14 protein-coding genes are annotated in these 15,858 nt (G+C 31.2%); 6 read left to right on the forward strand and 8 right to left on the reverse strand.

The window, feature by feature from the left end:
- The first annotated feature begins 388 nt into the window (after positions 1 to 388).
- On the forward strand, positions 389 to 1,291 hold the full coding sequence (locus EQ921_RS08250) for a DMT family transporter (protein WP_128331287.1): 903 nt from the start codon (positions 389 to 391) through the stop codon (positions 1,289 to 1,291).
- A 75-nt stretch (positions 1,292 to 1,366) separates the two neighbouring features.
- Here the strand turns inward: EQ921_RS08250 and EQ921_RS08255 are convergent, their stop codons facing one another.
- The 6 genes from EQ921_RS08255 to EQ921_RS08280 form a co-directional block, all read right to left on the reverse strand.
- Positions 1,367 to 2,521, reverse strand: a complete 1,155-nt coding sequence (locus tag EQ921_RS08255) for a TlpA disulfide reductase family protein (protein WP_128331288.1) — start codon at positions 2,519 to 2,521, stop codon at positions 1,367 to 1,369.
- Positions 2,522 to 2,641: 120 nt separating this feature from the next.
- Positions 2,642 to 2,968, reverse strand: a complete 327-nt coding sequence (locus EQ921_RS08260) for a YnfA family protein (protein WP_128152698.1) — start codon at positions 2,966 to 2,968, stop codon at positions 2,642 to 2,644.
- 3 nt (positions 2,969 to 2,971) lie between these two features.
- Positions 2,972 to 3,493, reverse strand: coding sequence for a GNAT family N-acetyltransferase (locus EQ921_RS08265; protein ID WP_128331289.1), 522 nt, complete (start codon positions 3,491 to 3,493; stop codon positions 2,972 to 2,974).
- 149 nt (positions 3,494 to 3,642) lie between these two features.
- Positions 3,643 to 4,440 (reverse strand): DeoR/GlpR family DNA-binding transcription regulator, encoded by a 798-nt coding sequence (locus EQ921_RS08270; RefSeq protein WP_128152696.1) that lies wholly within the window; start codon positions 4,438 to 4,440, stop codon positions 3,643 to 3,645.
- A 36-nt stretch (positions 4,441 to 4,476) separates the two neighbouring features.
- Complete coding sequence (locus EQ921_RS08275; protein WP_128331290.1) at positions 4,477 to 6,141, reverse strand: ribulokinase; 1,665 nt, start codon at positions 6,139 to 6,141, stop codon at positions 4,477 to 4,479.
- Between the two features lie 19 nt (positions 6,142 to 6,160).
- Entirely contained in the window at positions 6,161 to 7,570 is a 1,410-nt protein-coding gene (locus tag EQ921_RS08280) for a sn-glycerol-1-phosphate dehydrogenase (protein WP_128331291.1), read from the reverse strand.
- Between the two features lie 95 nt (positions 7,571 to 7,665).
- Between EQ921_RS08280 and hxlB the strand changes: the two genes are divergently transcribed.
- From hxlB to EQ921_RS08305, 5 genes are all read left to right on the forward strand, one after another.
- Positions 7,666 to 8,220: a 6-phospho-3-hexuloisomerase gene (gene hxlB, locus EQ921_RS08285; protein ID WP_128331292.1), complete on the forward strand. Its 555-nt coding sequence runs from the start codon at positions 7,666 to 7,668 to the stop codon at positions 8,218 to 8,220.
- Positions 8,221 to 8,303: 83 nt separating this feature from the next.
- A complete protein-coding gene (locus EQ921_RS08290; protein WP_128331293.1) occupies positions 8,304 to 10,451 on the forward strand; it encodes a TonB-dependent receptor in 2,148 nt (715 codons plus the stop codon).
- Positions 10,452 to 10,479: 28 nt separating this feature from the next.
- Positions 10,480 to 11,121 (forward strand): hypothetical protein, encoded by a 642-nt coding sequence (locus EQ921_RS08295; protein ID WP_128331294.1) that lies wholly within the window; start codon positions 10,480 to 10,482, stop codon positions 11,119 to 11,121.
- Positions 11,122 to 11,706, forward strand: coding sequence for a hypothetical protein (locus tag EQ921_RS08300; RefSeq protein WP_164875609.1), 585 nt, complete (start codon positions 11,122 to 11,124; stop codon positions 11,704 to 11,706). It abuts the gene before it with no gap.
- Positions 11,699 to 11,995, forward strand: a complete 297-nt coding sequence (locus tag EQ921_RS08305; RefSeq protein ID WP_128331296.1) for a transcriptional regulator — start codon at positions 11,699 to 11,701, stop codon at positions 11,993 to 11,995. Before EQ921_RS08300 ends, EQ921_RS08305 begins: the two co-directional genes overlap by 8 nt.
- Positions 11,996 to 12,025: 30 nt before the next feature.
- Here EQ921_RS08305 and nrdG read toward each other — a convergent pair whose 3' ends face one another.
- On the reverse strand, positions 12,026 to 12,523 hold the full coding sequence (gene nrdG / locus EQ921_RS08310) for an anaerobic ribonucleoside-triphosphate reductase activating protein (RefSeq protein WP_128331297.1): 498 nt from the start codon (positions 12,521 to 12,523) through the stop codon (positions 12,026 to 12,028).
- Entirely contained in the window at positions 12,516 to 14,723 is a 2,208-nt protein-coding gene (locus EQ921_RS08315) for an anaerobic ribonucleoside triphosphate reductase (RefSeq protein ID WP_128331298.1), read from the reverse strand. The genes nrdG and EQ921_RS08315 overlap by 8 nt, the downstream gene beginning before the upstream one ends.
- Positions 14,724 to 15,858: the final 1,135 nt, after the last annotated feature.

Genomic DNA, 15,858 nt, shown 5'->3' on the forward strand with positions numbered 1-15,858 from the left:
TTTGATTCTAAAGTTCATTTAGGTAAGTAATATTATAATTTTAAATGGTTATTGATTTTTGAGCAGCTCGTTGATCTGTCAACTTTTAAAATAGTTTTTTTTGACTCACAGATATAATAAAGAAAATAAAGTTTTTTATAATCAGTATTTAAATATCCCGGATATAATATATATTTGCAAAGGATATTAAAATATTTACTCATGTACCAACAATTTGCTTCCAACACTCCCCCGCCATCAGCATAAAGGCTGAATAACTCATATATAATAATACTTACCTTACAGTTGCATGATTGTGCAAGCTTAGAAGTTCGTTATTCTCAATTCTCAAGGTTGTTTAGCCTCTTATCAGACTCAAATTTATAAAATTTTAAATTACAATCTTGAAATGAAAAATTTTAAATATATCGCTTTGGTACTGGCAGGAGCCTCTATGTACGGTACTATGTCTTCTTTTGTTAAATTATTTTACTTACGTGGTTATTCAATTGCAGAAATGTCTTTTTTACAGGCTTTATTTGCAGCGATTTTTCTGGGATTTGCTCTTATATTTTCTTCTGATAAAAGAAAATTAAAATTATCCAGAAAAGAATTGATTTCTTTAGCTGCTACCGGAGCAACCATTGGGTTAACTACATTTTTATATTATCAATCGGTGAAGTATATTTCTGCATCACTTGCTATCGTATTGCTTATGCAGTTTACTTGGATAAGCCTGTTATTGGAATGGTTATTTTTCAAAAAAAAACCTGCCGGAGCTGAAATAATAACCATTTTATTTGTTTTAGCAGGTACTGTATTAGCAGGAAATCTTTTAAAAGCAGAGAAGATAGATTTTTCCTGGATCGGAATAATTTTAGTATTAATATCTTCATTTACCTATGCTGTTTACATTGTAGCAAACAGTCGGGCGGGTGTAAATGTTAACTGGCTTCCAAAAAGCACACTTTTGATGGTAGGTTCTGCAATTACGATATTTTTAATTAATGCCCGCCAGATTTGTGTTGAAACTCATTGGAGTTCTGAATTGTTACTTATAGCTCTTTTTCTTGCTGTAATAGGAACAACTCTTCCTACTGCTTTTTTTGCAGCCGGAATTCCAAAAATTGGAGCAGGAATAAGTGCTGTGTTAATGACAGTTGAACTTCCGGTTGCTGTTATTTGTTCTTCATTATTGTTAAAAGAACCTATCAGCTTTCTGCAAATTATTGGAATTTTAATTATGTTAGGCTCTATAGCTTTCATGAATTATTTTAAGTACATGAAAAATAAAAGAAATCATTTAACCTGAAATTAATTTTCTAATTTCTTTATAAAAAAAGCGGGTTGAAAATTCAACCCGCTTTTTTTATAGCTTAAATTTTATTTATTCACCAAATATTTTTACTAATTCAGCATCTAAAGTCTCTGGCTCTTCACCTACCAGACGTGCAATAATTTTTCCTTCGGGATTGATGAGAATCTTGGTTGGAAAGGCTATAATACTGTATAAATTAACAACATCATATTTATTTTGATCTTCATTATTTAATATCTGAGTCCATACCAACCGATCTTCTTTAATAGCATTCAGCCAATCATTTTTACCTGTACTGCTTTCCTGAGCAATGTTAATAAATTGTAATCCTTTAGGGGAATATTTTTCATAAAGTTTAACTAAATGTGGGTGAGATTGTCTGCATGGCATACACCAGCTACCCCAAAAATCAATCAAGATATATTTTCCTTTATAATCACTTAGTTTAACAAGCTTTCCATCTTTATCTTTTTTCTCAAAATAAGGAGCCTGCTGATTAATCGCTGTTTTTTTACTGTTCTCTATATATTCGGATATTGATTTTCCTAATTCTGAATTTTTTATAGAGGAATCTAATTGATTATACTTTTGCTCAAATTCCTCAAAAGAAAGTTCGCCGATTAAATTTTGCAAAAGGAAAAGTGAAACATAGCTGGAAGGATTTGCTTTGATAAAGTTACTTTGTTTATCTGTTATCTTCGATAGAATATCTTCCTGTTCTTTATTAAGTTGAGTTAATTGAACAGAATCTTTAGTACTTAGAAATTTATCGTGTTTTTCCATTAAATCTTTTTCCAGAGTACCCTTGTCAGTCAAATACTTCATATATTCAGTATTGGTTTTACCTCCTGATAATTTAACTATTGGCCATTCTTTGTTGTCAAAACTTAAAGAAACTCTTTCTCCGTTTTCTGCAAAAAAATAAAAAGGTGATGAAGGTATAACACCATCCCCTACTTTTAGTGATTTACTTTCATCCAGATTCATTAATGATAATACTGAATATTCAGGAACTTTAATATCAATTTCTCCTTTTCCGTTTTTCAAAATTATAGTTTCCTGTTTAAATTCATCTCCTTTATTCCAAACCAATACCAATGAATCTGAAGGATAATTTTTTGCCTCAATTATTATTTTGCATGTATCTTTTGCTACAGGTTCCTTAGGCGAACATCCTGTAATGATAAGCATGATCAGTAGTGTAAGTGATACTAGATTTCTCATAAATTTTTTACTTCTTTTGAATTATTTCTTATTATTTATTTTTCTTCTAAACTATTATTTAAGTATTTTATTGTTTCAGTTAATTTGACTTTTTGTAAGAATAATTCTTGATATTATATATTATGTTCTGGGTGAATAATAAATAATGCAAACTCCAATCAATGATACTAATGCACCTATAATATCATATTTTGTTGGTGTATACTTATCAAAAATATAAGCCCATAGTAAAGATAAAACAATGAAAAAACCTCCATATGTAGCATAAACCTTAGCAAAATTTGATTCTTGAAATGTAGCTACAATACCGTAAAGGACTAGTATGATTCCTCCTGCTAATGCCCAAATCAATGATTTTCCTTCCTTTAAACTTTGCCATATAAGATAACCACCACCAATTTCACAAATTCCGGCTAATATAAATATAAGAACAGATTTTAAAACCATACTTTATTTTAAATTTAATTTCATCATTATATCTGTCTGTTCATCGTCACCTAAACGAAAAATGTGTTTATCAAATTCTATAAAACCATTTTTTTTGTAAAAAGCAATGGCTTTTGGATTTTCTTCCCATACACCCAACCATATATATTCGTAGTTTTCTGTTTTTGCAATTGATAAAGCCTTTTCAAAAAGTAACTGACCAATTTTCATTTTCTGATATCCCTGTAAGATATAAATTCTTTCAATTTCAAGACTATTAGTGTTTTTAATTTCTGTTTGTGCTTTTGAACTATTAATTTTCAGGTAGCCGACCATCTTATGTTCAAATTCTGCAAAATAGAACTCAGATAAAGGATTTTCAAGTTCACTACGTAATTTATCTATACTAAAGTTTTCATTTAAATAATTTTGCATATCTTCTTTAGTATTAAAACTTTCAAATGTTTCATAAAAAGTTTTTTTTGCTAAATCCTGTAGTATTTCAATATCCGTTAGCTCAACTTTTCTAAGGGAAACTGTATTCATATTTTTGGTATTTTATAATTTCAAATTTAATAATTAATATATACAATAAGCTAAAATTATTGATTAACATTTTTTTACGTTTTATAAATAGAGAAAAGCTGTTATTTTTGATAACAGCTTTAAATATAAATAGTTAATGTAATTTTATTTTATGGTTTTTCTTCAGCAATAATAATTTCAATGCCTAAGTCTTTGATGTTATGATAATCATTGTCACTAATGTGAGCATCCGTTATTAATACATCTATACATTCTATATCAACAATTTTGCTAAAACCTCGTTTTCCTATTTTAGAAGAATCTGCTAATAATATAACTTTTTCCGAATTTTCTATCATCATTCTATTCAATTCCACTTCCACAGTTGTAGAAGTGGAAATTCCAAATTGTAGATCAATTCCGTCAGCACCAAAAAACAATTTTCCTGAGAAATAATTTTTAATCATTTGTTCGGAATAAATACCAACGGCTGCTCCCGAAGATAACCTGATATCTCCTCCAACCTGCATAAGATTTATGTCGGATTTATTTTGTAGAATGACTGAGGTATTGATAGTAGCAGATAATACGGAAAGGTTCTGAATTTCTGAATTTACAATTTCAGTTGCGAGGTACTGAGTCGTTGTACCCGGCGCCAGGCTTACAAAATCCTGATCATTAATTAAATTAAGAGCAGCCTGGGCAATAAGCTGTTTTTCGGATATATGAATTTTTTCCTTGCTTAAATTATGAGTTTCTCCTACAATAATACTATCCTGACAACCTACAACTCCTCCATGTTTACGACTAACGAGACCTAAATTTTCCAGATATCGTAAGTCTTTTCTTATAGTTGCTTCAGTAACCTGAAAGGTGTTAGCCAAATCAATTACAGATAAGTAACTATTTGAAGAAAGAACTTTAAGTATTTTTTGCTGCCTCAGATTATGTATATTATTATCTTCCATGGAACAAATATAAATTATATATAGGAAAGTCTTATTTTACTCTATAATTTGTTTAACATTTTCTAATTTTCTGTATTTATCATACGCTTTTAAATAAAACTCACGGTTTTCGTTTCTTGGTGTATAAATTTTATAATCTTTTACACCTAATTGATCCTGAGCTGTTTCTAGATCAGGATAATATCCGGCAGCAACTGCTGCACACATAACTTCTCCCAATGCAGGACCCTGAATAACATTTAAGACTTTGATGGGCATTTGTAAAACATCTGACATGATCTGCATTACAAATGGTGATTTTTGAGAAATTCCCCCGACAGCAATAATTTCCTCCACTTCAATTCCGTGTTTTATAAATTGATCAGCTATAGCTTTAGTGCCGAAAATAGTAGCTTCTACTAAGGATTTATAGATTAAAGGCGCTGTACTTGATAATGTAATTCCTGCTAATGTCCCCTTAAGATTGTAATCTACATCAGGTGTTCTTCTACCATTTATCCAATCAGTAGCAATCAGGCAACTTTCATCATTGTCCGACAATTTTGCCTGTCTGGCCAGATTGGGAATAAGTTCATCATAAACATCTTTATAAATTTTTTCTTTCAAATCATCATCAATATAAGGCAGTTTATTAAAAATTTCAACAAATGGCCACAAAAGAACCCTTCGGAACCAGGCATACAAATCTCCGAAAGCGGCTTGCCCTGCTTCGTACCCAACTAAACCAGGAATAACTGCATCATCTGCCTGTCCTGTAATTCCAGGAATACTCCGGTTGTGTTTTTTTCCTGCCAGTACTGCACACGTTGAAGTTCCAACAATTTCGACCATTACTTTTTCCCTTACTCCTGCTCCTATAGCTCCTGCAGTAGCATCCATATGGCCTGCGGCAACAATTACATCTGTGTTAAGGTTTAGTCTAGATGCCCATTCTTCACTTAAAGTTCCTATAGGTGAGACACATAAATATACTTCTTTAGAAAAAGTATCAACTATTCCATCTAATACAGGATCTATAGATTTAAAATATTCGTTGGGTGGATAGCCACCCCATTCTTTATTCCATAAAGCTTTAAATCCTGCTATTGATATATTTCGTTTGAGTTCTTCCGGCTTTTTTATACCCACTAATAAATTAGGTAGCCAATCGCAATTTTCAACAAAAGAATGAGCTTCTTTCTTTATTTTGGGATTTCTGAAGATATGAAGGCATTTGGCCCAAAAATGTTCAGCTGAATAGTTAGCTCCTCCACCACTATATTTTGTGTAATCTAATTTTGAAGTTTTTGCATGACGGTTAATATCATCACAATCCTTTATAGCAGTATGATCTTTCCATAAAATAAACATAGCATCCGGATCTTCTTCAAAACCTGGTTTCATAGACAACGGAGTGCCTTCTTTATCAACCGCAATTGGTGTACAGTTTGTTGCATCAATACCCAGTGCTTTTATTTTTGTACGAGCTTCAGGTACTTTTTTAACAATGTCATTAACTACAAATTCAAGAACTTCAAGATAATCCAACGGATGCTGTCTGAATTGAGACTGTGCCGGATTACAATATAATTTTTTTTTCCATCTTGGATATATCATTGAAGATTCTGCAATTTCTTTCTTAGTTTCAATATCTACTAGGATGGCTCTCATGGATTCTGTTCCATAGTCAATGCCTAAGATTAAATGATCGGATAATTTCATGATTTATAATTTTTGAGTTTTAGTTTTTATTGCTAAGATAACCGGAATCAAAAAGTTCATCTACCCATTGTTCCAAAAGTCCTATACGATACGCAAGATCTAAAATAGTATATCTGCTACGTATTTTTTGTCCCCTAAAAAAGGTTTCTTTTAATTTTTTTCTAGTTATTCCTATTTCTTCGCACTCTGTAGGAGCACCTACTTTTAGTAAACGTATTTTAGATTCCTGATAAGGAATCAACTGTTTTTTTAATTTTTCCTTAGTTGTCGGCCAGCTGTTTTTTAGTCGTATAAGCTGATCTTTTAGTTCTTCTTTGGTTACATGTTTGTCTGTAACCTGTTGTATAACAAAGTCTAGTATATCAGAGTTTTCATACATTTCTTTTACTCTGTTAATTTCTTCATCTAATGAATGCCATTGTTCAGTTAAAGAATCAATATTTAAATTTTCAACCGGAGTTTCTAACAATTTTTCATAAAGTGCTATAACACATAAAGTATTAATTCCTACTTTAAATCCGTGCGAAGGAGCTTGTGTATCTTTGTTGGGATATAAACCAAATTTTTGAGCCATATTTCCGCTAAAAGTATGATGTTCATTATCCCAAAGGTGACTGAATTGATGATCTGCTCCCGATCCCGGACGCGTCGATTTCATGTATTGTATGGCTAGTCCTCCAAGCATTAATCCGTTTGTTAATGATTCTATTGCTTTTCTATCACCGTTTTTAGCACCTTCAGGGTCAGATAACGCTTCATGTAGTCCATTTTGAACAATACCCCATGCTATTTCGTCAATTGGTTCTACCCCTATTTTGGGATGATCGGGATTACTGATAGCATCTGCCAGAATCCAGTCAGCACCACCGGCGACTTTGGCAAATAAATCTCCGTAACCGGAGGCTGTTAATAAACTAGGAGCTTTTCTGATAATTTCTATATCTGCAAACAGTGCTTTCGGGGCAGGACAGGAAAATGTTACTTTAGAACCGTTTTGAGTTATTGATGCACCATAGGCAGAATAACCATCCATTGAATCTGCCGTGGCTACGCATACATATTCACGTTCCAGCTCAAAACTTGCTCTTTTAACTAAATCGTTTATTACTCCCGAACCTACGGCGATAGGAATCAGATCGTCTTTTTTCAAAAAATCTCTGATTTGATCGACAAATCGATACTCAGCATACAAATCCGGATCTGTAATAATATAAGATTGGCTTCCTTTTAAATTATTTTTTTCCAGTATTTGTTCAATTTCACTACCCGCAGCTTTAAAGGTATTGGGATCTGCGATTATAACAGCTTTTTTTTCTGGAAAAAGTTGTTTTATAATTTCCGGAATTTTCGGAAGAATGTCTGAGCCGATTACCAGACTTTGGGTTTGTGTTGCATAAGCAAGTGCAGAATTTATTTTATTTAGGTTCATTTTGTTAAAATATTTTTTCGTTTACGAAACAAATTTAAAAAAATATATGTAATTTTGAATAAATAATTTCGATTTTTAAAAATAAAATTTCATAAATGAAAAATACTTCATACTATATTGAAAAAATTTTGTTGGAACTTGAAACCAACCGTTATAAAATAAATGATGAAGAAATTAATCAATTTATTCGTTATATACTTAACGCAAATCGTATTTTTTTATCTGGATCCGGAAGATCGGGTCTAGTTGCCAGGGCTTTTGCCAATAGGCTCATGCATTTAGGACTTGAAGTAAGTTTTATTGGAGACATAAATACACCCCATACAAAAGAGGGAGATATTTTGATTATAAATTCAGGATCCGGGGAAACTTCCAGTCTGGTTATGCTTGCACAAAAGGCTAAAAAGTTAAATATGGCTGTTTTATTAAATACTGTAAATCCAAAATCATCTTTATTTGACTTATCGGATGCAGCTATTGTTTTACCGGGATCTAAGAAAGACTCAGATACAGAAGCATCATTACAGCCTATGGGATCTTCATTTGAACAACTGAGTTTTATTTTGTTTGATGCTATTGTTTTGAATTTGATGAAAAAATTGAATGAAACGGGAAAAACTATGTATGAGCGACATGCAAATTTGGAGTAGCAGGTATATATTGTGTAATTTTTTTTAGCTGATAAGTACTTTTATGCATAAAAGTACTTATATTTGCTAGAGATAAAATTACAATGAAAATAACTGTCGTATTTTTTACTGTTGTATTTAATTTACTATTTCAAAATTTTGTTTTTTCACAAAATATTATCAAAGGAAAGGTTATCGATCATAAAAATCTTCCTCTTGTTGGTGCTAATGTTTTTATTGAGGGTACGTTAGATGGTTCAACCACAGATTCAGACGGAAAATTTACATTTTCTACCTTACTTACCGGTGATACGATATTAGTTGTTAAGCATCTTTCAAAAGAGGATATCTGGCAACCGGTATTTATTGAAAAAAATATGCCTCCGTTTTTATTAAAAATGAAAGATCCTATTTTGTCATTAGATGAAATAGTTGTTACTGCAGGGAGTTTTGGTATAGGGGATAAAAATAAATCGGCAGTATTAAATACTATGGATGTAGAAACTACTGCAGGTACAGACGGAGATATTACAGGCGCCTTACGCACTCTTCCAGGTACTCAGGTAGTTGGAGAAAGCGGACAGCTGTTTGTGAGAGGAGGAAGCGGTGATGAAAGTAAAGTGATGATAGACGGATTGAATATTCCTAACCCTTATACATCTGGAGTTCCTGATATAGCTCAAAAGAGCAGGTTTTCTCCTCATTTATTTAAAGGGATTATTTTTAATACCGGCGGTTATTCTTCCCAATACGGCGGCGCTTTATCGTCTGTACTAAATCTCGAAACCAAAGATCATCCATCTAAATCTTCCTCCGTAATCGCTTTAGTTCCCTATGCGATTCAAGGCGGACATACTTTTTTAAATAAAAATAAAGACTTTTCAGGAGGAATTGATATCAGCTATTCAAATTTTTCTACTTATTATTCCATAGTTTCTCAGTATACAGACTGGATAAAATCACCTGAGGGGGCAACGGTTACTGCTAATCTTAGAAAAAGTACAAAAAATAATGAAATGTTCAAATGGTACGGCTATGGAAGTATACAAAAACAATCTCTTTTAAGTCCGGATTATGATTTGCCGGATCATTTCATTCCATATAGTATTAAAAATGCAAATGCCATCTCTTTATTGACCTACAAAAAGAAATTAAATAATTTATGGGACATTAATGCCGGTTATGGATTTAATTTTAATAGAGACAAAATTAATAACAATCAAACTCTGATTGAAAACTCAACTTACCAACATCAGCTCCGGTTTTCTGTAAGTGGAAAAATATCAGATAGGTTTAAACCTAGTTTCGGGGCTGAAGGATTCTATTTTAGTGTACATCTTGATACGACGAATATAGGACAAAAAATACATCATTCTAATTATAGTTCAGGTATCTGGGCAGAAACTGATATAGTTATAATGCGTAATTTTATTTCCCGCCCGGGAATACGAGCAGAATATGATGAAACTTTACATAAATTTATATTTTTACCCCGTCTATCGTTTGCTTATCGTACAAGTAAATTTAGTCAGATAAATATTTCTGCAGGTGAATATTCACAAACTCCTGAGTTTTTATACTCATATTATGGAAAAGAATTAACTTTTACAAGAGCTTTTCATTATATCGCTAATTATCAGTACACTAATCAAAAGAGAATTTTAAGAATGGAAGGGTATTATAAAGATTATCGTAAATTAATAACTACCGCTCCGGAAATTGGAAATCATGGATTTGGATATGCGGGTGGTCTGGATCTTTTCTGGAGAGACGGTAAATCCATTAAAGGTCTGGATTACTGGATTTCATATACCTGGCTGAATACGGAAAGAAAGTACCTGAATTATCCCAACAAAGCCATGCCTACTTTTGCCTCGTCTCATACGGGGCATTTGGTGGTCAAATATTTTATTGAAAAACTGGGTCTGTTTGTGGGTACTTCTTATTCTATAGCTTCCGGAAGACCTTACTATAATCCATCCAGTCCAATTTTTTTAAATGATCGAACTCCTTTTTATCATAATGCAAATTTTAATATAGCCTTACTAAGAAAATGGGGGAAAACTTTTAACACTTTTGTTTTTGCTGTGAATAACATATTGGGAAATGAGCAGGTTTTCGGATACAGGTATTCAAATGACGGCACAAACAGACAAAGCGTTACCCTTCCTTATAAAAGAAGTTTTTTATTAGGCTGGTTCATCAGTATTGGGCAAAACCGATCAGATGAAATTCTTAATCAATTACCTTAACGTAAATTTTAAAATAACCCTATATAAAATGAAAAGAAAAATTTTTATTACTCTGATTTTATCCCTGTTTTTGTTTAATGCTCATTCGCAAAGCAAAATGGAAACTATGATTGAAGAACGAATTGCTATTCTGGATACTGTGCGCACAAAAGAAACTTTGGTTAAAGTAGCTAATGAGTTTGAGCGGATGTCTCTGATAGACAAGACCGATTGGTTAATCCCTTATTATACAGCTTATTCCTATATTAATATAGCCAGCCTTAGTAAACCATCTGAAATTGAAGCTTATTGTAATCGGGCAGAAAATTATATAGCTCTAGCTGAAAAACTAAATCCTGATGCTTCAGAAATATATGCATTGTATGCTTATCTTTACGGGATAAAAGTTAATATTGATCCAATGGTTTTAGGTGCTGAATTAGGCAAAAAAAGTGCTGATTATGTAAATTTAGCTTTAAAAGCCAACCCAGAAAATCCTCGTCCTTATCTGATTCGTGCATTTGGTATTTATTATACGCCTAAAGCTTTCGGAGGTGGAGAGGAAAGAGCTATTCCGGTACTGAAGGAAGCCTTACAAAAATTTTCAGATTTTAAGCCTGTAAACAGTATAGCTCCTCACTGGGGAGAAAATACTGCTCAGGAACTATTAAACAGTTGTTTAAATAAGTAAATGATGCAAAATAAAAAACAGGAAGCCAAAGAAAAAATAAATTATATATACCAGGTACTGCATAACGTAAGCTATGCTGAAAGAAAAAACGGATTTCATTATATAGTATGGGGTACAGCTATATCTATAGCAATGATTTTACATTTTATTTTTTTAGTGAGCGGATATTCTGATTTTGCTTTATATTTCTGGATTATTATTACCGTAATTGCAACATTTCTTTCCATCTCATTTTATTTAAAAGAAAAAAAGAGTAAGAAAGAAAATTCTCAATGGGAAAAAAATACGCATTTTATTTCTCTTATATTTCATTTTTTCCTGTTTCTTGTTCTGGTTATACTTCAACAAACTCATATACCTCCTTTACCTATGATATTTATGGTTTACGGTTCGTGGCTATTAATTAGTGGTAATTATTTGAAATTCAAGCCTCTGATATTAGGAGGAATGCTAAATTGGATCATGGCTTTAGCTGCAGTTTATATTGCTCTTCCCTATCAGCTGCTTGCGGGAGGTATCGTTTGTTTGTTTAGTTATACATTACCAGGATATTTATTAAACAGAAGAATTATTAAGAATGTTTAAAGACTTAGATCCTTTATTACATAATTCTCAACTTCGCTTGGGGATTGTTTCTATATTGGTAGCGCTAAAACAGGCTGATTTTTCTTATTTATGTGAACAAACTCATGCCAGTGAAGGAAATTTGAGTATACAATTAAAAAAATTAAAAGATGCGGGCTGTATAGAGATACATAAGGGATATAAGGGCAATTTCCCGTTAACAACCTGCAAAATTACGGATATCGGTATTCAAAGATTTAAAATGTATATTGATTCATTAAACAGCTATATAGATTTTAAAGAAAATTAGCATCCAAAATTAATAATTCATCAGGTAAAATTATATTCTTTCCCAGTTTATAATTTTACCTGTTTTTATTGTTTTTTTTATGTCTATTATGCGTTGATTGCTACTTCCTTTAAACATTAATTTTTTATCTTTGTATTCATCCACGTATTTACCGTCAACTAAAACATCTATAAATGGAAGTATCTGAGCTAATTTTTTAGATTTAGCTATTTGTTCGTAAACAAATCCTGTATAACACCAGATATTCTTATTCGTTTCTAATTTTATTTTTTCACTCAGCTCTCTAAATCCCTGAACCTGAATTAACGGGTCGCCACCTGTTAATGTAACGTGTGCAAATTCATTTTTTTTAATAATATCAATTAAATAATCAATTGAGTAGCGTGTACCTTCATTTTTATTCCATGATTGAGGATTATGGCAGTTATAGCATTGGTGTATACATCCAGCTGCATAAATTGCCGTACGAAATCCAGGCCCGTCAACGGTGGTGTCGTATACAATGTCTAAAACTAATAAATCAGTCATGAATAACCCGGTCTTTTAGCTCTGATAATTTAGCATGATTCCATCTATTGGTTGTACCAACCAGATATCCTGTTATACGTTGTAAACAGTCTATGTGAATGCTTCCACATTCCGGACATTTTTCAAGTTTGTCATCTGCATTTTCATGACCGCAATCCAGACAACGGTTTCTATTATGATTGACAGAGACATATCCCATATTATATTTATCCATCATATCTACAACAGTCATTATTGCTTCTGGATTATGAGTGGCATCTCCATCGATTTCTACATAAAATATATGTCCTCCCCGTGTCATTTCATGATAGGGCGCCTCAACTGTCGCTTTGTGATGAGCACTGCATTTATAATATACGGGAACATGATTGGAATTTGTATAATATTCTCTGTCTGTAACCCCGCAGATGATTCCAAACTGTTCTTTATCTTTACGGGTAAAACGTCCGGACAATCCTTCGGCCGGAGTAGCAAGAACGCTATAATTATGTTGATATTTTTGAGAATATTCCTCAACTTTTTTCCGCATATGTGAAATAATTTCCAATCCTAATTTTTGTGCGTTTTCATCTTCAGCGTGATGCTTTCCTATTAAAGCAACTAAAGCTTCTGCGAGTCCAATAAAGCCAATTCCTAATGTTCCTTGATTAATTACGTCTTCAATGGTATTTTGGTCTTTTAGTTTTTCAGTATCTTTCCATAAAACAGACATTAATAAAGGGAATTGACGTGGTGCTGCTGTTTTTTGAAATTCGAATCTTTGATGAAGCTGAAGAGCTGTTAAATCTAATATTCGGTTTAAAAATGAGTAGAAATAAGTTATTCTTTCCGGTATATCTTGAATATTTTTACTTTCTAATGCTATTTTTACCAGATTGACTGTTGAAAAAGATATGTTTCCCCGTCCTATTGATGTCTTTTCACCGTATAAATTTTCAAAAACACGTGTTCTGCAACCCATGGTTGCCGTTTCATATTTGTATCGTTCGGGATCATCTTCTTTCCATTTTTGATGTTGATTAAAGGTAGCATCTAAATTGAGAAAATTAGGAAAAAAACGTCTAGCACTTACTTTACAAGCTAGCGTATAGAGATCGTAATTCTTATCCTCCGGTAAATAACTAACTCCCCTTTTTTTCTTCCAGATCTGAATGGGAAATATAGCCGTAGCTCCATTTCCAACGCCTTCATAAGTACTGTTCAACAATTCACGAATAATACATCTGCCTTCTGCCGAGGTGTCTGTTCCATAATTTATGGAACTGAAAACTACCTGATTTCCTCCTCTTGAATGTATTGTATTCATGTTGTGTATAAAAGCTTCCATTGATTGGTGAACTCTTCCTACTGTTTTATTGATAGCATACTGAACTATTTTTAATTCACCTTCTAAACTTTCTAAATCTTTTTTAATATACTCACTGATGGGATAAGAATATAGATGTTTATAATCTTTTGTATTTAATTGTTCTATATTTTTAATTTCTTCAATATAACTTTTACGGACATATGGTGCCAGATAAAAATCAAAAGCAGGAATAGCCTGTCCACCGTGCATTTCATTTTGTGCTGTTTCTAATGATATACAGCTAAGCATACTTGCGGTTTCAATGCGTTTTGCAGGTCTGGACTCTCCGTGACCTGCAAAAAAACCATATTTGAGTATTTTATCTAACGGATGCTGTACGCATGTTAAGCTTTTTGTGGGGTAGTAATCTTTATCGTGTATATGTAAGTAATTAGACTCTACAGCTTCTTTAACTTCCTGATTTAAAAGATATGAATCTGTAAATGGCTTGGTTGATTCACTTGCAAATTTCATCATCATACCTGCTGGTGTGTCAGCATTCATATTAGCATTTTCTCTGGTTATATCATTTGATTTTGCTTCTATGATTTCAAGAAAAATTTGCTGAGTTTTTGCTTTTCTGACTATACTCCGCTGATTTCTATATGAAATAAATTTTTTTGCAACATCTTTTCTCGAACTTTTCATTAGTTCAATTTCAACTATATCCTGAATTTGTTCTACAGATATTTCTTCTTGTTTCAATTGAGATATAGAATTTGCAATTTCTTCTATCAAGGAATAATTTACACCTTTTTCTGTCTTTAGCATTGCCTTTCTTATAGCCTCAACTATCTTTTCTTTATTAAAATCTACCATCTTACCATTTCGCTTAACTACTTGCTGAATCATAATAAAATTTTATATTACTAACTGGATTAATAATTTTAAAATAGATACTTAAAAGAGATTTTTATTCTGAAACTATTTGAACTTGTTACGGACTCCTATTTATAAATATGTTCTTATAATTAATCCATAATTATGTAAACATATTCAATAATAAATATCTATTTTACTATAGGTGATTACAAATGTACTCTGTTTAGAATTATGAAAATCTTTATGTAGTATAGAGTTATTAACTAATTTTTAACTGCTTGTTAAAATTTAATAATTTTGAAATATATTGATAATTAGATATAAAATATTATTTATAGATATATAGTTGAAATAAAACATTTATTATTTAAAGATAGATAAATTTTTACCTAAAAAAAAACATAATATTCTAATATTCAATTAGATATATATATGTAAATAAATTTATTGAATTTTAGCATAAATAATAATAATATTTTAAGTTAACAACATAAATCATTATTTTAAATAACTATTATATATAAAGAAATAATATTTATGTATATTTTAGTAATAAATTTGCAAAAATAAATAGAATTACTACTTTTACAACGGAAAAATACAATGTAGAACTTATCAAAAAATTAATTATGCAACAATTATCTTTCAAACCCGCTCATTTTAACTCATTGATCTACTTATTTCAATCAATACTAATCTAATTTTTTAAATAGCTGCGTCCTTTTTATTGATATTAATTAAAATAAGAATATAAGATAAATTACTTTTTTATATTAGAATAAAAGAAAAAAAATATTAATATAAAAAATATTAATATACATTAATTTATTATCACTCTCTATTTTTATTTTATTAGAAAATATTCAGCTTATTCCTTTATTTTATTTCAAAAATTAGTGGATCTATTTCTATATCTAATTAAATTAAGGTTGATATAAAAACAATCTGCTCGTACGAAATATTTGATTAAAAGTGAAAATATACATTTTTAAAAGATTAATCTTGATATATCATTCTCTCTTCATCAATTATTAACACAAGTACAAAAACAATTTAGGGTTTTTCACAATTAAAAGCTGGAACTTTTAAAAAAATCAAACAAAAATGACAAAAAATCAGTTTTATAATTTCATCTAAAAAATAAGGATTCAAAAGAAAATTTAAA

This window comes from Apibacter sp. HY039 (genome assembly GCF_004023655.1).
GTDB classification, from domain to species: domain Bacteria; phylum Bacteroidota; class Bacteroidia; order Flavobacteriales; family Weeksellaceae; genus Apibacter; species Apibacter raozihei.